The organism is Pseudomonas sp. HN8-3 (assembly GCF_020790195.1).
GTDB classification, from domain to species: Bacteria; Pseudomonadota; Gammaproteobacteria; order Pseudomonadales; family Pseudomonadaceae; genus Aquipseudomonas; species Aquipseudomonas synxantha_A.
This window is the reverse complement of sequence record NZ_CP086206.1, coordinates 2643391-2663952: the sequence shown is the minus strand read 5'-3', so window position 1 is coordinate 2663952 and position 20562 is coordinate 2643391. Positions and strand designations below refer to the sequence as shown.

Genomic DNA, 20562 nt, shown 5'->3' with positions numbered 1-20562 from the left:
TATCCATCAAAACGGGCTGGCGGTAATCGACCGACAGTATCCCGAGGCCGGACAAACCGGCCTGAAATCAAAAAAGGGTTCAGCGTTCGCTTTGCTTGCGGTTGACCTTGGCCATCGGCATCGGCACGAGCTTGCCAATGGGCTGGCGCGCAACCTGACGCACCGGCCGCAACCCGACCACGATCTTGCGCGCTACCAGTAGATAGAAGCCGCCGCCGGATAATTGCCAGGCACCCGCACGGCGTTCCCAGCCCGCCAGGCGGCCCTGCCACTTGGCTGTCGCAAGCGGCGGACGATAGCACCCGAAGCGACGTTTCTCCAGCGCAAAGCCCAGCAGGTTCAGCCAGTCTCCCACCCGCGATGGCGAGATGCAGCGCGCCTGACGCAGGCCATCACGGGCGAACACACGGCGCAAGCCCCAACTGCTCCAGGGGTTGATACCGACAATCAGCAAATGGCCACCTGGGCGCACGCTGCTCGCGGCTTCGCGCAGCAACCCATGGGGCGACAGGCAGAAATCCAGGCCATGCTGCAGCACCACCACATCAGCGGCGTGCTCGCTCAAGGGCCAGGCCTGTTCCTCACAGACGATTTCCACCCCCGGCAGCGGCGCGCCCAGGCGAACATTGCGTTGCACCTGGGGCGCCGAAGGCGGCGTCTGGGCAGAGGGGCCGTAATGCACCAGATAGCCGCCAAAGAACCGGCCCAGCTCGTCGTCGAGCATACGCCGCTCTTCGTCCAGCAGAAATTGTCCAATCGGCCCGGACAACCATTCGCGGGCCGCGCTGATCAGGGCCAGCCACTCAGGATCGGCCTGGGCGAACGCTTTATCAGTCATTGCATTCTCCAACTCGCCTAGACGTTCTAAGATGCACCAATGTGTTCAGCTTGGCGAATCGAAGAATGATACAGATCAGTGCCCTACCCGCCTTCACCGACAACTACATCTGGTTGTTACAAGACCCTTCCACCCTGCGCTGCGCCGTGGTCGACCCCGGCGATGCCGCGCCGGTGCTGGCCTGGCTCAAGCAGAACACCGAGTGGACCCTCAGCGACATTCTGGTCACCCACCATCACCATGATCATGTGGGCGGTGTCGAGCAACTGAAAAATATTACCGGCGCCAAGGTCTACGGCCCGGCCAATGAAAAGATTCCGGCGCGGGATGTAGCCCTGCACGACAATGACCGCATCAACGTGCTGGGCTGGGACTTCGACGTGTACGCCGTGCCGGGGCACACGCTGGGGCATATCGCCTTTTACCACCAGGGCGTGTTGTTGTGTGGCGATACGCTGTTCGCTGCCGGTTGCGGCCGCCTGTTCGAGGGGACGCCGGAGCAGATGCATGCCTCCCTGCAGCGCCTGGCCGCCCTGCCTGCCGATACACTTGTGTACTGCACCCATGAATACACACAAAGCAACCTCAAGTTTGCCCAGGCCGTTGAACCGGACAACACCGATATCGCCGAACGGGTGGAAAATGTTGCCCAACTCCGCGCCCGTGGCGAGATCACGCTGCCTTCGAGCCTGGCGCTGGAAAAACTCACGAATCCCTTTTTGCGCACCGCTGAAACATCCGTTAAACAAAAAGCGGACGAACGGAATGGCCGCGACAACCGCTCTGGGGCCGAGGTGTTTGCTAGCTTGAGGGCTTGGAAAGATAAGTTCTAAGAGGATGCAATCTGATACGTAATTTCTGAATGGTTGACCGGAACCAAAGCGCTTTCTAGAATCGCCCGACATTTTTGCCCGGAACTTACTTCCAGCCAATGTCGTCATCTATTCGTAAATCCATTTCTTCAGACGCATTGACCCGCCTGGCTCAAGCCGTGGCGGTGGCCGTTTCCGCAACTCTGGCGGGCTGCCAATCGACCAATTACGCTGCACAATCCACCGTGCAACCCAAACCCAATCTTGCTGCCAAGATCAAGCAAAAACCTATTTGGCTATCAGAGAAGCCCAGCCCCGAAGTACCCCAGGATGTCTGGGAACGCATGCGTCGGGGCTTTCAATTGCAGGACGGTGTCGGCGTCAACCCACGCATCGAGCAACAGCGTCTGTGGTTCGCCAGCAACCCGTCCTTTCTGGAGAACGCCGGTGAACGCGGCAGCCTCTACATTCATTACATCGTCGAACGCCTTGAAGAACGCAACATGCCTCTGGAGCTGGCCCTGCTGCCAGTGATTGAAAGTGCCTACAACCCGATGGCTTATTCGCGCAGCGATGCGGTCGGCTTGTGGCAGTTCATTCCCTCCACCGGGCGCTACTTCAACCTGCGCCAGACCCGTGCCTACGACGGCCGCCGCGACATTACCGCCTCCACCACCGCCGCCCTGGACTATCTGACACGTCTGCATGACATGTTCAACGGCGACTGGCTGCTGGCATTGGCGGCTTATAACGCCGGCGAAGGTACGGTCAGCCGGGCGATCGAGCGCAACGAAAAGCTCGGCCTGCCTACCGATTACTGGAACCTGCCCCTGCCCCAGGAAACCAAGGACTATGTGCCCAAGTTCCTGGCCCTGTCCCAGGTGGTTCTGGCGCCAGAGGCCTACGGCGTCAACCTGAACCCGATTGCCAACACGCCGTATTTTGAAGTGGTTGAAGTCAAGCAAAGCATGGACCTGTCACGGGTTGCCGCGTTGGCCGAAATCGACGAAGACGAACTGTTCCAGCTCAACCCGGCCCTGAAACAACGCACCACCCTGGACGGCCCCCAGCATTTGCTGGTGCCGACCTCCAAGGCGCAGCTGCTCACCAGCACCCTTTCGACGATGAAGCCGGAAGAATTGCTGAGCATGCGCCCCAAGAAGCCGGTGTTCGACGAAGTCGAGACCAAGTCGGTGGCCGGGCGTACCCGCAGCTACAAGGTGCGCAGTGGCGATAACCTTACCTTGATCGCCAAGGCCAACAAGGTCGACGTGCATGACCTGCAACGCTGGAACAAGCTCAACGGCCAGGCACTCAAGGTCGGCCAGACCCTGGTGATGCAGGACACCCGCAAGGCCGTCGCGAAAAAACCGGTGCAGTACAAGGTCAAGAAAGGCGACTCGTTGTACATGGTCGCCAAGCGCTTCAACGTTGAGATGCAACATCTCAAGCGTTGGAACCCGCGCACCGGCCAGGCGTTAAAGCCAGGGCAGATGCTGGTGGTTTCCGGGCCAAGATAAAGCCCTCAAGAACACCGGAGGCTAATGTGGGAGGGGGCTTGCTCCCGATAGCAGTGGGTCAGTCAGCCTATGTATTGGCTGACATGCCGCTATCGGGAGCAAGCCCCCTCCCACATTGGATCGCCATCGCCCTAACTGGCTTTTTCCAACCGGAACAAGCTGTTACTGTACCGATCATAAAGCCCAAGCCGCCTGGATCGGATCTCTGACTTGAAGCGTCCTCTCCTTCTACTAACAAGTCTGGCCTTGAGCTTTGCTGCGAACGCGACGATTACCGAGAGCCACGGTTACGCGCAGTTCGGCTCACTCAAGTACCCGGCCAAATTCACCCATTACGATTGGGTAAACCCTGCAGCGCCCAAAGGCGGCACGCTGCGGGTTATGGCCTTTGGCACGTTCGACACGCTCAACCCCTATACCTTCAAGGGCACCAGCCCGGTTTCCACCGGCAATTTCCTGCAATACGGCGTCAATGAGCTGAACGAACCCTTGATGGTCGGCACCGGCCAGTACGCGCCGTCGGGCGACGAGCCCACTTCCAGCTATGGCCTGATTGCCCAGTCGGTGGAATACAGCGAGGACCGCAGTTGGGTGGTGTTCAACCTGCGCCCCGAAGCGCGCTTTCACGACGGCAAGCCGATCACCGCCGCAGACGTGGCGTTTTCCTATCGCACGCTGTTGACCGAAGGCCATCCGCAATACCGTACGAGCCTGCAGGAAGTGGCCCGGGTCGATATTCTCAACCGCCACCGCATCCGTTTTGTATTCAAGCGTGCGGGCAACCCGTTGCTGATCCTGCGCCTGGGCGAATTGCCGGTGCTGCCCCTGCACTACTGGAAGAACCGCGATTTCAAGGCCACCACCTTCGAGCCGCCGCTGGGCAGCGGGCCATACCGCATCACCAAGGTCGCCCCTGGGCGGCAGTTGGTGTTTGAACGGGTCAAGAATTACTGGGGCAAGGACCTGCCGGTCAACCGAGGCTTCTACAACTACGACAAGGTCGAGGTGGAGTTCTATCGCGACAGCGACGTGGCTTTTGAAGCCTTCAAGGCTGGTGAATTCGACATTTATATCGAGCATCAGGCCAAGAACTGGGCCACGGGCTACAACTTCCCGGCGGTCAATCGTGGCGATGTGATCAAGGCGCAGATTGCCCACCAGATCCCCACCCAGAGCCAGGGCCTGTTCATGAATACCCGGCGGCCCGCCTTCAGCCAGGCCAAGGTCCGCGAAGCCCTGGGGTTGATGTTCGACTTCGAGTGGACCAACCGCACCCTGTTCAGCAGCGCCTACAAGCGTTCGGTGAGCTATTACCCCAACAGCGAATTCTCGGCCACCGGCCTGCCCGTGGGCCATGAGTGGCTGATGCTCTCGCCCTATCGCGACCAACTGCCGGCCGCACTGTTTACCCAGCCGTTCAGCCTGCCGCAGACCGACGGTCGCGGTATCCCCCGCGACACGCTGCGTCGCGCCCTGGCACTGCTCGGCGAAGCCGGCTGGAAACTGTCGGGCCAACGCCTGCTCAACAAGGATGGGCAACCGCTACGCCTGGAGATCCTGTTGGTCAACCCGAACCTTGAGCGCATCCTGCAACCTTATGTCGAAAATCTGACCCGCATCGGCATCGACGCCCGGTTGCGCACCGTCGACCGGGCACAGTACAAACAGCGCCTCGATCAATTCGATTTCGACATGATTCTGATGACTCTCAACCAGACCCTAAGCCCGGGTCTGGAGCAGTGGCAGTACTTTCACTCCAGCCAGGCCACGATCAAAGGCAGCAAGAACTACGCCGGCATCGCCAACCCGGTGGTCGACCATCTGTTGGATCAACTGCTGGCGGCGCAGACCCGAGAAGAACAACTGGCGGCCGGCCGCGCCCTGGACCGCGTGCTGCTGTGGCAGCACTACAGCATTCCCAACTGGTACCTCAACTATCATCGCCTGGCGTACCGCAACCGGTTCGCCTTCGTTACCACACCGCCCTATAGCCTGGGCCTGAGTGCGTGGTGGCTGAAAGCTTCGGAGAAAGCCCAATGATGTCTTTGCGTACTACCCTGCTCGCCAGCCTGTTGCTGTGCACCTCGGCCCAAGCCGCCCCGCAACACGCGCTGACCCTCTACAACGAGCCCCCCAAGTACCCCGCCGACTTCAAGCATTTCGACTACGTCAACCCCGACGCCCCCAAAGGCGGCACCTTCCGCGAATCGGCCATGGGCGGCTTCGACAGCCTCAACCCCTACATCAGCAAGGGCGTGCCGGCGGATAACCTGCCGTTGATCTACGACACCCTGGCCATGCAAAGCCTGGACGAGCCCATTACCGAATACGGGCTGGTGGCGGGCAAGATCGAAAAAGCCCCGGACAACAGTTGGGTGCGTTTCTACCTGCGCCCCGAAGCGCGCTTCCACGATGGACATCCGATGCGCGCCGAGGACGTGGTGTTTACCTTCCAGACCCTGATCAAGGACGGTAACCCGCTTTACCGCAACTACTACGCCGATGTCGACGAAGTCGTGGCCGAAGACCCGTTGCGTGTGCTGTTCAAGTTCAAGCGCACCAACAACCGCGAATTGCCGCTGATACTCGGGCAGTTGCCAGTGCTGCCCAAGCACTGGTGGGCGAGCCGCGACTTTTCCAAGGGCAACCTGGAAGCTCCTCTGGGCAGCGGGCCTTACCAGGTGGCGGAGGTCAAGCCCGGACGCATGATTCGCTACGAGCGGGTCAAGGACTACTGGGCCAAGGACCTGCCGGTCAACAAGGGCTTCTACAATTTCGACACCCGCATCACTGATTACTACCGTGACAGCACCGTGTCCCTGGAAGCCTTGAAGGCCGGGCAATTCGATTACTGGCTGGAGTTCAGCGCAAAGAACTGGGCCAACGCCTACAACATTCCAGCGGTGACCCAGGGCCGACTGATCAAGGAAGAAATCCCCAACGGCAACCCCACCGGCATGCAGGGCTTTGTGTTCAATATGCGCAAGCCGATGTTTCAGGATGTGCGGGTGCGCAAGGCGATCAGCCTGCTACTGGATTTCGAATGGAGCAACAAGCAGCTGTTCAACGGCGCGTACACCCGAACCCGCAGCTATTTCGAAAACTCGGAAATGGCCGCCACCGGTTTACCTGGCCCGGATGAACTGGCGATCCTTGAGCCTTTGCGCGACAAGATCCCGCCCGAAGTCTTCACTCAGGCCTTCGAACCTTCCAAAACCGATGGCAGCGGCATGATCCGCACCCAGCAGCGCGAGGCTTACCAGCTGTTGCAAGCTGCCGGCTGGAAGATTGTCGATGACAAGATGGTCGACAGCACCGGCAAACCGGTGACTATTGAATTCCTGCTGGCCCAGACCGAATTCGAACGCATCCTGCTGCCGTTCAAGCGCAACCTGGCCGACCTGGGCATCGACCTGGTGATTCGCCGAGTGGATGTCTCGCAGTTCGTCAACCGCCTGCGCTCACGGGATTTCGACATGCTGGTGGGCAGCTTCCCACAGTCCACCTCGCCCGGTAACGAGCAGCGCGAATTCTGGAAGTCGTCCAGCGCCGACAAACCCGGCAGCCGTAACTACATGGGCCTCAAGGATCCGGCCGTTGACCAACTGGTCGAAGAGCTGATCGATGCCGGCTCGCGCCAAAGCCTGATTGCCCACGCCAGGGCGCTCGACCGCGTACTCCAGTTTGGTTACTACGTGGTGCCCAACTGGCACATCAAGACCTTCCGCGTGGCGTACTGGGACCACTTGGGTCATCCCAAGGTCTCGCCACGCTACGACGTGGGCACGGCCACCTGGTGGGCCAAACCCGATGTCAAACCGGCGGTCTCCCTGGACACCACACAAAACGCCGATGCGGCGAGCGGAGGCGATTGAATGCTGGCCTATATTGTTCGCCGCCTGTTGCTGATCATTCCCACGCTGTTCGGGATTTTGCTGATCAATTTCGTCATCATCCAGGCCGCCCCCGGCGGGCCGGTGGAGCAGATGATCGCCAAGCTGGAAGGCTTCGACGGCGCCACCAGCCGTATTGCCGGGGGCGGGGCCGAAGTTGCGGTGGCCGGCTCCAGCTACCGTGGCGCCCAGGGCCTGGACCCGGCGCTGATCAAGGAAATCGAAAAGATGTACGGCTTCGACAAGTCGGCGCCGGAACGCTTGTGGATCATGGTCAAGAACTACGCCCGGCTGGATTTTGGCGACAGTTTTTTTCGTGACGCCAAGGTCATCGACCTGATCAAGGAAAAGATGCCGGTGTCCATCTCTCTCGGGTTATGGAGCACCCTGATCATGTACCTGGTGTCGATTCCGCTGGGGATCGCCAAGGCCACGCGACACGGCAGCCACTTCGATGTGTGGACCAGCTCGGCCATCATCGTGGGTTATGCGATTCCGGCGTTCCTGTTTGCGATCTTGCTGATCGTGGTGTTTGCCGGCGGCAGTTATTTCGACTGGTTCCCCTTGCGCGGGCTGACCTCCAACAACTTCGACGAGTTGAGCGTTGGCGGCAAGATCCTCGATTACTTCTGGCACTTGGCCTTGCCCGTCACCGCACTGGTGATCGGCAACTTCGCGACCATGACCCTGCTGACCAAGAACAGCTTTCTCGACGAGATCAACAAGCAATACGTGGTCACTGCCAAGGCCAAAGGGCTGACCAACCACCGCGTGCTCTACGGCCACGTGTTCCGTAATGCGATGCTGCTGGTGATCGCCGGCTTCCCCTCGGCGTTCATCGGCATCTTCTTTACCGGCTCGCTGCTGGTGGAGGTGATCTTCTCCCTCGACGGCCTGGGCCTGATGAGCTTTGAAGCGGCAATCAACCGCGACTATCCGGTGGTATTCGGCACGCTGTTTATCTTCACCCTGCTGGGGCTGGTCGTGAAACTGATCGGTGACCTCACCTATACCCTGGTCGATCCGCGTATCGACTTCGCCAGCCGGGAGCATTGAGATGAACCTGTCCCCCCTCAATCGCCGCCGGTTCGAGCGGTTCAAGGCCAACAAACGTGGCTGGTGGTCGCTGTGGCTGTTCCTGATCCTGTTCGGGCTGAGCCTGGGCGCCGAGCTGATCGCCAACGACAAACCCCTGGCCGTACATTACGACGGCGACTGGTATTTCCCGGCGCTCAAGCGCTACCCCGAGACCACCTTCGGCGGCGAATTCCCCCTGGAAGCCAACTACAAGAGCCCGTATATCCAGGAGCTGCTCAAGGCCAAGGATGCCTGGACCTTGTGGGCACCGATCCCGTTCAGCTACCAGAGCATCAACTACGACCTGAAGGTCCCCGCCCCTGCCCCCCCTTCAAGCGTCAACCTGCTGGGTACCGATGACCAGGGGCGTGACGTGCTGGCGCGGGTGATCTACGGCTTTCGCGTATCGGTGCTGTTTGCTCTGACCCTGACCGTGCTCAGCTCGATCATCGGCGTGATTGCCGGCGCGTTGCAGGGGTTCTATGGCGGCTGGGTCGACCTGGCCGGGCAGCGCTTTCTGGAGATCTGGTCGGGGCTGCCGGTGCTCTACCTGCTGATCATCCTCGCCAGCTTCGTGCAACCCAACTTCTGGTGGCTGCTGGGGATCATGCTGCTGTTTTCCTGGATGAGCCTGGTGGATGTGGTGCGCGCCGAGTTCCTGCGCGGGCGCAACCTTGAGTACGTGCGCGCAGCACGGGCGCTGGGCATGCAGAACGGCGCGATCATGTTCCGCCATATCCTGCCCAATGCGATGGTCTCGACCATGACCTTTTTGCCATTCATCCTTACCGGCGCCATCGGCACCCTCACCGCCCTGGATTTCCTTGGCTTCGGCCTGCCGGCGGGTTCGCCGTCGCTGGGTGAACTGGTGGCCCAGGGTAAATCCAACCTGCAAGCGCCGTGGCTGGGCATGAGTGCCTTTGCCGTACTGGCGATCATGTTGAGCCTGCTGGTGTTTATCGGCGAGTCCGCTCGCGATGCGTTCGACCCGAGGAAATGAGATGAATCCGGACAATCTGATTGAAATCCGTGACCTCAGTGTCGAGTTTGTCACCGGTGAACATCACCACCGCGTGGTCAACCAGGTGAGTTTCGACATCAAACGGGGTGAGACCCTGGCACTGGTCGGCGAAAGCGGCTCCGGAAAGTCGGTAACGGCCCACTCGATCCTGCGGCTGCTGCCCTACCCGTTGGCGCGACACCCGAGCGGCACTATCGAATACGCCGGGCAAGACCTGCTGACCCTTAAAGAAAAGACCCTGCGGCATATTCGCGGCAACCGCATTGCAATGATCTTCCAGGAGCCGATGACCTCGTTGAACCCGCTGCACTCCATCGAGAAGCAAATCAACGAAGTACTCGGCCTGCACAAGGGCCTGACGGGCAAGGCCGCCACCCGGCGCACCCTGGAATTGCTGGAGCTGGTGGGCATCCCCGAACCGCACAAACGCCTCAAGGCGCTGCCCCACGAATTGTCCGGCGGCCAGCGCCAGCGGGTGATGATCGCCATGGCGTTGGCCAATGAGCCGGAGCTGCTGATCGCCGATGAGCCGACCACGGCCCTGGATGTCACCGTGCAGTTGAAGATCCTGGAGTTGCTCAAGGAGTTGCAGGCGCGGCTGGGCATGGCGCTGTTGCTGATCAGCCACGACCTCAACCTGGTGCGACGCATCGCCCATCGCGTGTGCGTGATGCAGCAAGGTTGCATCGTGGAGCAGGCCGAGTGCGAGACATTGTTCCGGTCGCCCCAGCACCCCTATACCCAGGAATTATTGGCAGCAGAGCCCAGCGGCGGGCCGGCCGGCAATGAGGTCGGCCCACCGTTGCTGGAAGTAGACGACCTGAAAGTCTGGTTCCCGATCAAGAAAGGCTTTTTGCGCAACACCGTGGATTACGTCAAGGCGGTGGACGGCATCAATTTCAGCCTGCCCCAGGGGCAAACCCTGGGCATCGTCGGTGAAAGTGGCTCGGGCAAGTCCACCCTGGGCCTGGCGATTTTGCGCCTGATCGGCAGCAAGGGCGGGATACGCTTCGAAGGCCAGCAACTGGACACGCTTACCCAGCAACAGGTGCGCCCGTTGCGCCGGGAAATGCAGGTGGTGTTCCAGGACCCATTCGGCAGCCTGAGCCCGCGCATGTGCGTCAGCGAAATCGTCGGCGAGGGCTTGCGCATCCACAAGATGGGCACGCCTGACGAGCAGGAAGCAGCGATTATCGCAGCGCTCAGGGAAGTGGGCCTGGACCCCGAATCCCGTCATCGCTACCCCCACGAATTCTCCGGTGGCCAACGCCAACGTATCGCCATCGCCCGCGCCCTGGTGCTCAAGCCGCGCCTGATTTTGCTGGACGAGCCCACCTCGGCCCTGGACCGCACGGTACAACGCCAGGTGGTTGAGTTGCTGCGCGGCTTGCAGGCCAAGTACAACTTGACGTACCTGTTTATCAGCCATGACCTGGCGGTGGTGAAGGCGCTCAGCCACCAACTGATGGTGGTCAAGCAAGGCCAGGTGGTGGAGCAAGGCGATGCCAAGGCGATTTTTGCCGACCCACAACATGCCTACACCCGCCAATTGCTCAAGGCCGCCTTTTTGGTACCTGCCTGACATCACATCAAGGCTGACGCCACTGGCGGTGTGTGTAAAGATCAGCCCTCGATCTCTCAAGGGATGGAGCCACCGCCATGTCGCTGAACACCACTGCCCGCCCCGCTCAGGCGCCTTGTTTCTGGCGCGACGAACGCTTGCCGTTTATCGAGGCGCGCACCATTGCCGACGGGCGCAAAGTCACCTATACCCGGCACGCCCATGAGCACTTTTCCATCGGCGCGATCACCGCCGGGCGCAGCTATTACCACTACGACACACAGACGTTCGAGATCAGCGCAGGCACCGTGGTGCTGATGAACCCCGGCGACGTGCACGCCTGTAACCCTATCCAGAATGAGCATTGGTCCTACCATATGCTCTACCTGGACACACCCTGGCTGACCGACCTGCAGCACCAGTTGGGTTTCAGCACCGACCAGGGTTACCGCCCGTTCAGCACCCCCTACACCCTAGACGTCTCGCTGTATAACGGCTTATTGGCGTTGTACCGACTGTTGGTGGATGAGCAGGCCGAACTGCTGCACAAACAGAGCGCGCTGGTGGGTTACTTCAGCGAAGTCCAGCAGCGTTTGAACCCCTCGCTTACGCCGATACGGGAGGTCAATCACAAGCTGGAGCGTGCAGCGGACTTCATCCGTGAACACTGCACCGAGGCGTTGAAGCTGGAGGACATTTGCCTGGCAGCCGAGCTGTCGCCGTCGTACCTGATTCGCGCCTTCAAGCAGTATTACGGGCTGACACCCCATGCCTTCCTGGTCAATCGCCGTATCCAGTTCGCCCGCGCTCGATTGCGCGACGGCGAACTGATTGCCGATGTCGCCCTGGCCGCAGGCTTTGCCGACCAGGCGCACTTCCAGCGCACGTTCAAACAGCACTTTGCCGCCACGCCCGGGCAGTACCGCGAGAACCTCAAGCCATCAGCAAATAACCCACACTGGCCACCAGCAACGCGGCCATTGAGCGGTTGAACAGGCGCACGCCCTGCGGGTTGTTCAGGTAGCGACGCAAAAACGTCCCGGCATACGCCCAGCACGCTACCGACAGGTAGCAAATCACCAGGTAAAGCGCCGCAAACAGCCATACCTGCCCCGCATCGCCATCGGCCACGAACAGCCCCATCCCGGCCACGCAGGCCAGCCAGGCTTTGGGGTTGAGCCATTGCATGATCGCGCCGTACAGCATCGATGGCGCGGTAGCGGCGCCTTCAGCGTCAAGTCGACCGTCATCCATCGCCAGTTTCCAAGCCATATACAACAGGAAAGCCACCCCGCCCCACTGGATCACCTGAGTCAGTATCGGCCAGCGCACCAGCACTTCATGCAGCCCCAGGCCGATCAGCACCAGCAGTAAAGTGAAGCCGACTGCCGCGCCGAACACATGTTTCTGGCTGGCGGCAAAGCCAAAGCGTGCACCGCTGCTCAGGGCAACCACGTTGACCGGGCCAGGGGTAATGGAGGTGGCCAGGGCGAAAGCAGCCATGGAAATGATCAAGCTCATTGCAGTCCCTTCTTGTTAAGTCAAACACAGGTGACTTCACGGTAAAGGCTCAGACACTGCGGATATTGAACAAAATGCCCCTTGGTGAACATTTGTGGTGATTCTGTAAAGGCGTGATTCCAGGCCTAGACTCACTCTTCATGTCAACACTCAAGCACCTGCTGGTACTGCTCCCGCTGATCATCATGTCCAGTCTGCCCACGCCCAGCCCGACCTGTGCATTGCCCCAACGTGACGAAAAAACGGTCATCGACGAAAACGACGTTGGCGCCTCGTGAGACCATGACGGACCAGACCTGCCGCTAGCCAATCGCCGAGTGGTGGGGCAAGAGCGTCTGGCTATCCGGTCGTCCCCACCGCCGGATCAAACCACCGCCGCCCGCTCGCGCACAAAGCGCGGCAACTGATCACCCGGCAATGCCTTGCTGAAATACCACCCCTGGATAAACAACTCAGGTCCCGTACTCAAGAACGCCAGTTGCTCGGCAGTCTCCACCCCCTCCACTACCACGCCCAGGTTCAACGCCTCACAAAACCGCAACATGCCGGTCAGCACCTGGGCGCCCTTGGGGTCGCGCTGGGCCACCACAAAACTGCGGTCGATCTTAATAAAGTCCACAGGAAACTGGTGCAGGTAACTCAACGCGGAAAACCCGGTGCCAAAATCATCGAGATACACTTTTGCTCCGGTGGCCTGCAGTTTATGGATGGTTTGGCGGGCGGCGGGAATATCGCTGACCAGCGCATCTTCGGTGATTTCCACCGACACCCGGCCATCCGCCTGGGCAAGAATTTCCACCAGGCGATCACCATAGGCAGCGTCCTTCAAGGTGGCACTGGAAATGTTGATGGTCATGGGCAGTTCAAAGCCGATCTTGCGCCACTTCTGATACTGGCGCACGGCCTGGGACGCCACCCACACGTCCACGTCCGGCATCAGCCTGGCTTGTGCCAGCCATTGCAGGAACTCCCAGGGTGAATGCACCGTGCCGTGGCTGTCCCGGGCGCGCATCAATGCCTCGCACCCGGTGCACAAGCCGGTACGGGTAGACACCTGGGGTTGGAATTCAAGGTAGAACTCGTAATCGCTGATCTGCTGGATCCGGCTCAATTCAACGGCCTGCCGCGCCAGGGTCCGGTGGGAGGCCATTACCGGATCGAACTCCAGCAGGCGGCCTTTTTCTTCGAGTCCGCGAAAGGTCATGTCCAGAGACTTGAGGTAAACCGTGCCACCGTCGATGGACTGACGATGAATGGCCCGCACGTAGGGCGCATACACCAGCGTGCCCATGCCCAACAGCAACACTTGCAGGGCCACAGCCGCCACGTCGCCATGGGTGCTGAGGTAGGCATTGAGCAGCACCGGCGCGGTAAACGGCACGCTGGCCACCGCCGGCGAGACCCAGCCCAATTGCACCACCGTCAAAGCCACCATCGCGTTGAACGCCGGCACCAGTAGAAACGGTATGAACAAACGCGGGTTGAGAATGATCGGCAAGCCAAACAACAGCACCTCGCTGACGTTGAATAACGACAACGGCAAGCTGGCGATCGCCAGTAACCGCATGGAGTGGCTGCGGGAAAACACCAGGATCGCCAGCAGCAGGCACAAGGTCGCGCCCGATCCGCCGATAAACGCAAAACTGCCGAGCAGGCCGTTATTGAGCAGGTATTGGACCGGCTGTCCCGCCGCCAGCGCCGCACCGTTGAGCACCACGGCCTGGTCCAGTACATCGAACAACGGCTGCATGGCATAGACGCCGTGAATGCCGAAGAACCACAGCAGCGAATTCATCAGCGTTACAAACAACCCAGTGCTGTAAGGCGATTGCAACGCATCGAGCACCTGAGGCCCCTGCAATTGCGCCACGTAGGGAATCAGCAACAGCAACGTCAGTATCATCACCAGTGACAACGCCGTGATCGCGCCAGGGATCACCATGTTGATGGTGCCCTTGAGGTTATGCCCAACCAGGTCTTCGTTGACCAGACGTGTCCAGCGAAAACGGTGCAGCCAGGCAATGGCCGGCACATTGATCAAGGGCGAAGCGATGGCAATAAACAGCAGGAAGGTGGCCGACGCCCGGGGATACTCGCGCAATACGAACGTGGCAACCACCACGTGGGCCAGGCACAGGAAGGCGACCGGCAGCTGTGGCAGGCGATGCTGGATCGCCAACATGTAACCGATGGAGGCCGCAACCAGCAAGGGAATCACCGAGCTGATCTGGTTGTGCAACCCCGCCAGGAAACTCACTACCTGAGGGGCGAACCCCAACGCCTGGGCGCACTCGGACAGGATCAGGAATCCGGCGGATACCAACAAACACGGCAGTATCCACAACAACCCCTCGCGAATCGCACGCAACGACTCGGTGCTGGCCAAGACCGCCAGGCGCTGGGTAAGGAAAAGTTTGAACAGCGTTTGCGCCATGAGCCGTCCTCTGCCCGTCACCTATTGCCGCTGGAAGCCAGGGCTGGAAACACACGCTAACGCTACACGCCCTGAGTGCAGGAGCAAAAGACTTTTGCCAAGCCGCACCGCGCTTCTTGGGATAAAACGCACGATAGCTGCACTTATTTCCCACCGAATTATCGAACTTTCTGACTTGAAGCAACCCCTAAGGCTATCTGAGTCGGTATCATCCGCGTCTGTCTGCGTGTTAAAGGATGTTACAACTTGCAAACCAGCAGGTACGCAGTCAGGGAATCAGGCCTGGAACGACAACAGGCACAAAGGAGAGAGCTTCACTATGCAAGACAAGCGGTCAAGCAACATGCGTCCCCTATTTGTCACCATTTTGCTGTGGTTGTGCAGTGTGGTGCTGCTGTTTGTAATCAAGAATGTCATTGAGCTGTTCACCGGGCCTGTCGCTGAAACCTGGGTTGACCTGGCACTGGTGCTAGTCGCTTACCTGATGTTCTTCTTGCTGGCGCCGTTGCAGAACTGGATGCGACGCAGAGCCCGCAAACGTGCGCGCCTTCACCCCAGCGCGCACTCAGGCGATTCCAAGTCCCGTCCTTCGCACTAAGGGCACATCCTTGTCAGCACCCAGCGATACTTACCAGCTCGCCTTGGACAGGTTTTTGCGCGATCAGCCACACATCGCCGCTGAGCTGGACAACCTCAACCCGTTGGCCGCCCAGGCCAGGGGGGAAACCCTGGCGCAGTATCGCGCCGAGCGCTTGCACGAAGCGTTCGAAGCCCACGCGGAGCAGCAACACCTGTTCGCCTGGGAACTGACCCTTAAACTGACGGCCGACTCCACCGAAACCTTCGAGGCCCAGCGCCGCGAAGTGCATAAAGAAGTCGCACAGATGGCCGGTATGGACTGGGTGGAGTATTGCCAGCTGCATGGCCTGGCGGTCTGACCTTTACCCTACAAGTACCAGCGTGGCCGGCTACAGGCCATCACTTGGCGCAATTCGGCGACTGTTACGGTTCGACGCTGCGGATCTATCGCCAACGCCGAATGTAATGCCGGCCAGCAGTGCCTGGGTAATTGCGCGGGCCGGGCCAGCCGGTCAGTGAAAGAGCGTGCGCCGATGCGCTGGCCACTAGCCAGCTCATACACAATGCAAGCCATGCCGTATACGTCCGCAGCGCCGCTCAGCGCACCGCCGTCCAGTAACTCCGGGGCCGCGTAGGCGGGTGTCCAGGCATTGAAACGAGTACGGCTGACACTTGGCAAACCCATCGCCTCCTGCGTCTGAGCATGCCCCAGGCCAAAATCGAACAAACATACGCCCTCCTCTCCCACCATGACGTTGGCGGGTTTCACATCGCCATGCAGGACGTTCTTCTGGTGGATGTAGGCCAAAGCATCCAGCAACTGCAGCGCGATGGGTTGCAGTTCCTGCCAGGGCAAACCATAGGGGCACTCCAGCAGCAGCCGGTCGAGGGTCACCCCTTGCAGCAGCTCCATGGTGAAAAACGCAATTTTGCTGTGGGTGTCGACCTCAAAGGAAAACACCCGTACCACACGGTCATGTCGCAGGCTGCGAGCCAACGCAAACTCGCCGTACAACAGCACATGCGCGTCGGGGCACTGGGAAATGGACTCGCCCAGCAGCTTAAGTGCCACCCTGGAGCAAGGCTGGCCCAATTGCTCATGCAACAGATCGCGCGCGCGGTACACCACACCCATGCCGCCGCTGCCCAGGACGTGCTCAAGGTGATAACGCCCTGCCAGCAGACGGGATGGTGCGACCGCCAGGTTCAAGGTTGCACCACAACTGCGGTCAGGTCATCTCGCACCGGCCTGCGCAACGCCCCGGCGAATAATTGTTCCACCGCCTGCCGGGGCGTTCTCCTGCTCAACGCCCGTCCCACCTCGACATGGCTGAGGGTCTGATACAGGCCATCGCTGCACAGCAGGAATACATCCCCAGGGCGAGTACTGAGCTCCAATACCTCAAGGTCCAAACGCGAGCGCGCACCAACGGCGCGGGTCAAGGCCCTGGCATCGGGGTGCGCCTGGGCTTGCGCCACGCTGATATGACGCTCGTCCATGAGGCGCCGCAGCAGCGAGTGATCCTTGGACAACTGGTACAAGTTCTGGCCCCGCCATAGATAGCAGCGACTGTCTCCAGCCCAGACACAGGCCGCCCGCCCGTTCTCCAACAGCAAGGCAACCACGGTACTGCCCATCGTCGCGCCATCATTTGTGTCGGGCTCTGTCCACGCGCGCCGCAATCGCTGGTTAACGCCTTGCAAACTTTCCCGAACGGCATTGATCCGTTGATGGAGGTTGCCATGAGCCGGCACTGAAGCCAGGTGGCTGACCACCCAACGACTGGCGACATCACCGTGCCGATAGCCGCCCATTCCGTCCGCCACAGCCCAGCAACCGCCATGCGGGTTGTCCAGAAACGCATCTTCATTACGCAGTCGCGCCTGCCCTCGCTGGGTGCGCCCGGCACTGCGCCAATGGGCGCCGGCCTGGCTCACAGTTGCTCCGGCAATCGAAAGGTGCGCCATGTGTCCATATCAAACGGCCCTGGCGTGCGCTGGCTGGTCAGCAGGTAATTGGCGCGCAGACCGGCGAGGTCTGCCTTGAAAATCTGCATATTTGCACCACTTGCGGGTTCTTTCTGCAGCAGATCGAAAAACCGGAACAGCGACCAGGCCCCTGCGTTTTTCTCGATCCCCAACGGGCGCTGCTCCGTACCTCTGTCCAGCACAAGGCTGCTGCGCCCATTCTCTGCCTCGGTGGGCCAATGAAACGGCATGGGTGTGATCGGGCCGTGCCGATATTCCAACTGCTGGTCGCCAAACCGCAGTACGGCTCGGCTGACCGATTGGTCCAGGCTGTAGGGCGCCAAGGTAAATCGCACAGATAACTCCCCCGAGTCCTCGCTGAAAAAGCCGCGGCGGATTACCTGGGTTTTCGTCAGTTGGTCCAGCAGCGAGCGCGAAACCGGCAAACTCTGGCCATCCAACCCACGCAACCTGTAGCGGCTGCCATCGGCGCTGATGAAAGGCCGAAGATATCCCTCATAAAAACGTGCCATTACCCCCTGCGGCTTGAAGAACTCCTGAAAATCATGCAGCGCAACATCACTGCTTGCATGGGCATTGAATGGATAACGTCGGCGAAGGGCCTTGGCATAAAGGCTATGTACGTCGCTTTGATACCGTTGATTGACATGCACATACGCCTGCTCCAGCAAATGCCGCCAACTGTCGTCGGCCACGCCCTCGAACCAACCGGCAAGCGGCAGCGGCAGACGCGCAGCAGCATCACGCAAATTGCCCAGTACATCCTGCTGCCCCTCCATACGCTGTCGAGCCCGCAGGAAGGCCGCCTGTTCTGGCGCACTGTCACGGTTCAATGCCGTGAGTTGCAGGTGCAGCTCACCGAGCAAACGCAACGCCTGGGCCAGCTCTGCGCCGGGGTTGTGCTGCTCATCGAGCAACTGATGCAAGGGTTCAAACCGCTGCTGCAATGCCCGCCGTGGCGCATCGTCAAAAACCGACTGCCCATCCGTCAACGTCGCCTTGGCCAGCCCTGCCAGCTCTCCCGAATGCTGGGACACCTTATCCAGCAGCACATGGCCTGGCAGCAAACGAGTGTTTTCCCGCAACTGCTGCAATAGCCGAATCAACGGGGACTGTGCCGAGGTCAGGCTCATGAGCTGGTCGGCATCCTGGCGCAGGCTGTCGGTCTGTTGCAGCCTGACTCGTCCGAGTACGTCGCTCCAGGCATCGGCATACTCACTGAAGTAGCGTTGCTGCAGTTCTGCCATCAACCGCCGCAGATCCTGTGGCCCCAGGTCGGTGCCCTGCCCCAGCACCCAATTATCCTGAGCGATGGCATTGACCAGCCTCGGGCCCTGCGCCTCAAAGTACTGCACATATCTTTTTGTATAGAAACCGGGAACAGGCGGGTCGATCGTGGCAAATACCTTACCCTCGGCCAGGCGCAACGGTTCCAGGTTGCGCGCTTGTTCGCGCAATACTCGATACACGCCATCGGCCAAAGATTCCCCTCTCAGCACTTCGCGGGCCTGGGCCACTCGTTCATCGTTGAGCGGTGTGACAAACGGCCGTTCAAGCAGCCGTGCCAAGTGCTCTCCCAGACGCTTCTGCGTGGGCATATCCCCGGCAAAACGCACCGACCAAAGGCCTGTCACATGCTGTGCCAGCCAGGTGGCGTCACGGCGCTCGCGCAGATTGAGCATCAAATACGCACGCAGGTTATCCAATAACCGTTCGCGATCCCCCAGGCTTGCGTCTATCTGTTCTTCAAGCTGCGCGGTTATCCAGACCAGCAGTTGCTGTTGCAGCGCCTGCTCATAAGCCTGGTCTACCCAGGCACGACTCACCTCGCCCTGATACAGGCCGAGGCGCTCGACCAAGCGCACATCCTGCGCCGCCGGAAACACCCGGGTCGCCGCCAACCGCGCATCCAACAGCCCCAACAACGCCGGGCTTTCATCGTTTTGAGCCCCTGTGGCCGGCATCGTCTGGGCGACCAATGCCGCCAGTTGGACCAGGCGTAGCTGGTTGACGCTGTAGCTGTACATCCACAGGCCACCGACACCGCCAAGAATCAGCGCGACTGTCATCGCTTGCAGGCCCTGGCGCTGACGGATGCGCTGCTGCTCCTGGGCTTGCAGGCTGGCAAGACCGGCTTCGGCAAAGATCACCTGGCTGAACAGCCCCCTCACAAAACGTGCATGCCTGTCATCGGCACAGGTCAGGAAGAACCCTCGCAAACCATTGATGGGTTGGTAGCGATGAGCAGAAAAGGCCATTTCAGCGAACAGGCTTACACGCTCACCGACGCGTGCCGCCTGTTGGGGAAACTCCAGGATCTGACCACGACGTTCAACGTTGCCCTCCTGGTGCAGTCGCGCAATCAGCTCACCGTTCAAACGCTGCAACAATCCCTCGACGGCCTCGTGCACCTGAGTAATTTCAGCCATGCCGCTGCCGACGTCCAGTGGCTGCCCCAGCAGACTGTCGGCACTTTCCCCATGGGGTGAATCAAAGAACTCAGCGAATCCCGGCAATCGATCGGCCTGGGTCAACACCAGATAGATCGGCACATCCACATGTAGCGTTTGCCGGATCTCCTGCAAGCGCGCGTGCACACGACGGGCATGGTGATCCAGGTCGTACTCGCTGGTGTTGAGCAACGTGTCTACCGACAGCGCCACCACCACGCCGTTGAGCGGGCGCACCCGGCGGCGCCACCTGAGGAGATTCAGCAGGGTGGCCCAGCCTGCGGCATCCACTGCACTGTCAGGTTGGGTCAGATAGCGCCCCGGGGTGTCGACGAGTACGCCTTCGTCGGCGAAATACCACTCGCAATGAGCACTGCTGCTCGTCGGTCGCCTGTCAGCGTGTTCAGGCGATAACTGCAAGCCGGCTGCCGCCAGCAGCTGCGTCTTGCCACTGCCCGGCTCACCCATCAACAGGTACCAGGGCAACTCATGGCGCCAACGCGCGCTGCGCTCTCCATAACGGCTGGAGGTTTTCAGCAGGTGAACCGCATCCTTGAACCGAGTGCGTACGCAGCGGTATTCGTTCTCCACACGTGTCGACGGCTGCTGGCGGGGCTGGCGCTCAGACCGTGGACGCCGGGCGGCACGACCACCGCCGGCAAGGACCATCACCAACCCCCAAAGCAGAAACACGACACTGATGGTGACCAGGCGAGCCGTCGCGCCCTGCCAAACAGGCTGATCATTCACCGCCAGCAGCGGCCCCCAAAACCACACCACTGCCGCACACGAAAGCGCCAGCAACAGGCTCCAAACCCAAATCCGGCCCAGCACGGCGCCCACACCCTTGAAGAATGCGCTCATTCT

Annotated in this window: 17 protein-coding genes; 11 read left to right on the top strand and 6 right to left on the bottom strand. The window is 60.4% G+C overall.

The genetic code is table 11. From position 1 onward, the window contains the following. Positions 1–79 precede the first annotated feature (79 nt). The gene (locus LJX92_RS11790; RefSeq protein ID WP_032875979.1) at positions 80–838 is read right to left on the bottom strand and encodes a class I SAM-dependent methyltransferase; all 759 of its coding nucleotides are present in this window, start codon (positions 836–838) and stop codon (positions 80–82) included. Between the two features lie 65 nt (positions 839–903). Here LJX92_RS11790 and gloB point away from each other — a divergent pair, with 65 nt between their 5' ends. The 8 genes from gloB (at position 904) to LJX92_RS11750 (ending at position 11714) form a co-directional block, all read left to right on the top strand. Next, positions 904–1671, top strand: coding sequence for a hydroxyacylglutathione hydrolase (gene gloB, locus LJX92_RS11785; RefSeq protein ID WP_228309799.1), 768 nt, complete (start codon positions 904–906; stop codon positions 1669–1671). A 98-nt stretch (positions 1672–1769) separates the two neighbouring features. Next, a complete protein-coding gene (locus tag LJX92_RS11780; protein WP_005788751.1) occupies positions 1770–3170 on the top strand; it encodes a transglycosylase SLT domain-containing protein in 1401 nt (466 codons plus the stop codon). Between the two features lie 210 nt (positions 3171–3380). Then, a complete protein-coding gene (locus tag LJX92_RS11775; RefSeq protein ID WP_078821521.1) occupies positions 3381–5210 on the top strand; it encodes an extracellular solute-binding protein in 1830 nt (609 codons plus the stop codon). Next, positions 5207–7045, top strand: coding sequence for an extracellular solute-binding protein (locus LJX92_RS11770; protein ID WP_148853704.1), 1839 nt, complete (start codon positions 5207–5209; stop codon positions 7043–7045). The genes LJX92_RS11775 and LJX92_RS11770 overlap by 4 nt, the downstream gene beginning before the upstream one ends. Further along, on the top strand, positions 7046–8119 hold the full coding sequence (locus tag LJX92_RS11765) for a microcin C ABC transporter permease YejB (RefSeq protein ID WP_005788756.1): 1074 nt from the start codon (positions 7046–7048) through the stop codon (positions 8117–8119). Between the two features lies 1 nt (position 8120). Beyond that, complete coding sequence (locus LJX92_RS11760) at positions 8121–9140, top strand: ABC transporter permease (protein ID WP_005788757.1); 1020 nt, start codon at positions 8121–8123, stop codon at positions 9138–9140. Between the two features lies 1 nt (position 9141). Continuing rightward, positions 9142–10743: an ABC transporter ATP-binding protein gene (locus tag LJX92_RS11755; RefSeq protein ID WP_032875996.1), complete on the top strand. Its 1602-nt coding sequence runs from the start codon at positions 9142–9144 to the stop codon at positions 10741–10743. Positions 10744–10820: 77 nt separating this feature from the next. Further along, the gene (locus LJX92_RS11750; protein WP_223018585.1) at positions 10821–11714 is read left to right on the top strand and encodes an AraC family transcriptional regulator; all 894 of its coding nucleotides are present in this window, start codon (positions 10821–10823) and stop codon (positions 11712–11714) included. On the opposite strand, the gene LJX92_RS11745 is transcribed toward LJX92_RS11750, so the two are convergent. Beyond that, the gene (locus LJX92_RS11745; protein ID WP_032803577.1) at positions 11656–12243 is read right to left on the bottom strand and encodes a LysE family translocator; all 588 of its coding nucleotides are present in this window, start codon (positions 12241–12243) and stop codon (positions 11656–11658) included. The two genes, LJX92_RS11750 and LJX92_RS11745, sit on opposite strands and share 59 nt — an antisense overlap. Positions 12244–12383: 140 nt before the next feature. On the opposite strand from LJX92_RS11745, the gene LJX92_RS11740 reads away from it, so the two are divergent. Then, a complete protein-coding gene (locus tag LJX92_RS11740; protein ID WP_187432789.1) occupies positions 12384–12521 on the top strand; it encodes a hypothetical protein in 138 nt (45 codons plus the stop codon). Positions 12522–12607: 86 nt separating this feature from the next. Here LJX92_RS11740 and LJX92_RS11735 read toward each other — a convergent pair whose 3' ends face one another. After that, positions 12608–14677, bottom strand: a complete 2070-nt coding sequence (locus LJX92_RS11735; protein ID WP_078821526.1) for a PTS sugar transporter subunit IIC/EAL domain-containing protein — start codon at positions 14675–14677, stop codon at positions 12608–12610. A gap of 343 nt (positions 14678–15020) precedes the next feature. On the opposite strand from LJX92_RS11735, the gene LJX92_RS11730 reads away from it, so the two are divergent. Both LJX92_RS11730 and LJX92_RS11725 read left to right on the top strand, forming a co-directional pair. Then, a complete protein-coding gene (locus LJX92_RS11730; protein ID WP_228309798.1) occupies positions 15021–15275 on the top strand; it encodes a hypothetical protein in 255 nt (84 codons plus the stop codon). A gap of 10 nt (positions 15276–15285) precedes the next feature. Beyond that, entirely contained in the window at positions 15286–15615 is a 330-nt protein-coding gene (locus LJX92_RS11725) for a DUF6388 family protein (RefSeq protein ID WP_032876009.1), read from the top strand. An 8-nt stretch (positions 15616–15623) separates the two neighbouring features. On the opposite strand, the gene LJX92_RS11720 is transcribed toward LJX92_RS11725, so the two are convergent. The 3 genes from LJX92_RS11720 to tssM are packed head-to-tail and all read right to left on the bottom strand — an operon-like array spanning position 15624 to position 20559. After that, positions 15624–16466 (bottom strand): serine/threonine-protein kinase, encoded by an 843-nt coding sequence (locus LJX92_RS11720; protein ID WP_032876012.1) that lies wholly within the window; start codon positions 16464–16466, stop codon positions 15624–15626. Beyond that, on the bottom strand, positions 16463–17224 hold the full coding sequence (locus LJX92_RS11715) for a PP2C family protein-serine/threonine phosphatase (RefSeq protein ID WP_050549295.1): 762 nt from the start codon (positions 17222–17224) through the stop codon (positions 16463–16465). Before LJX92_RS11715 ends, LJX92_RS11720 begins: the two co-directional genes overlap by 4 nt. Then, entirely contained in the window at positions 17191–20559 is a 3369-nt protein-coding gene (gene tssM, locus LJX92_RS11710) for a type VI secretion system membrane subunit TssM (protein ID WP_228309797.1), read from the bottom strand. Before tssM ends, LJX92_RS11715 begins: the two co-directional genes overlap by 34 nt. Between the last annotated feature and the right edge of the window lie 3 nt (positions 20560–20562).

What these genes read in the sequence shown, in the direction of transcription:
- LJX92_RS11790 (WP_032875979.1), bottom strand. Translation starts at nt 838, where the DNA reads ATGACTGATAAAGCGTTCGCCCAGGCCGATCCTGAGTGGCTGGCCCTG.
- gloB (WP_228309799.1), top strand. Translation starts at nt 904, where the DNA reads ATGATACAGATCAGTGCCCTACCCGCCTTCACCGACAACTACATCTGG.
- LJX92_RS11780 (WP_005788751.1), top strand. Translation starts at nt 1,770, where the DNA reads ATGTCGTCATCTATTCGTAAATCCATTTCTTCAGACGCATTGACCCGC.
- LJX92_RS11770 (WP_148853704.1), top strand. Translation starts at nt 5,207, where the DNA reads ATGATGTCTTTGCGTACTACCCTGCTCGCCAGCCTGTTGCTGTGCACC.
- LJX92_RS11765 (WP_005788756.1), top strand. Translation starts at nt 7,046, where the DNA reads ATGCTGGCCTATATTGTTCGCCGCCTGTTGCTGATCATTCCCACGCTG.
- LJX92_RS11760 (WP_005788757.1), top strand. Translation starts at nt 8,121, where the DNA reads ATGAACCTGTCCCCCCTCAATCGCCGCCGGTTCGAGCGGTTCAAGGCC.
- LJX92_RS11755 (WP_032875996.1), top strand. Translation starts at nt 9,142, where the DNA reads ATGAATCCGGACAATCTGATTGAAATCCGTGACCTCAGTGTCGAGTTT.
- LJX92_RS11750 (WP_223018585.1), top strand. Translation starts at nt 10,821, where the DNA reads ATGTCGCTGAACACCACTGCCCGCCCCGCTCAGGCGCCTTGTTTCTGG.
- LJX92_RS11745 (WP_032803577.1), bottom strand. Translation starts at nt 12,243, where the DNA reads ATGAGCTTGATCATTTCCATGGCTGCTTTCGCCCTGGCCACCTCCATT.
- LJX92_RS11740 (WP_187432789.1), top strand. Translation starts at nt 12,384, where the DNA reads ATGTCAACACTCAAGCACCTGCTGGTACTGCTCCCGCTGATCATCATG.
- LJX92_RS11735 (WP_078821526.1), bottom strand. Translation starts at nt 14,677, where the DNA reads ATGGCGCAAACGCTGTTCAAACTTTTCCTTACCCAGCGCCTGGCGGTC.
- LJX92_RS11730 (WP_228309798.1), top strand. Translation starts at nt 15,021, where the DNA reads ATGCGTCCCCTATTTGTCACCATTTTGCTGTGGTTGTGCAGTGTGGTG.
- LJX92_RS11715 (WP_050549295.1), bottom strand. Translation starts at nt 17,224, where the DNA reads ATGGCGCACCTTTCGATTGCCGGAGCAACTGTGAGCCAGGCCGGCGCC.
- tssM (WP_228309797.1), bottom strand. Translation starts at nt 20,559, where the DNA reads ATGAGCGCATTCTTCAAGGGTGTGGGCGCCGTGCTGGGCCGGATTTGG.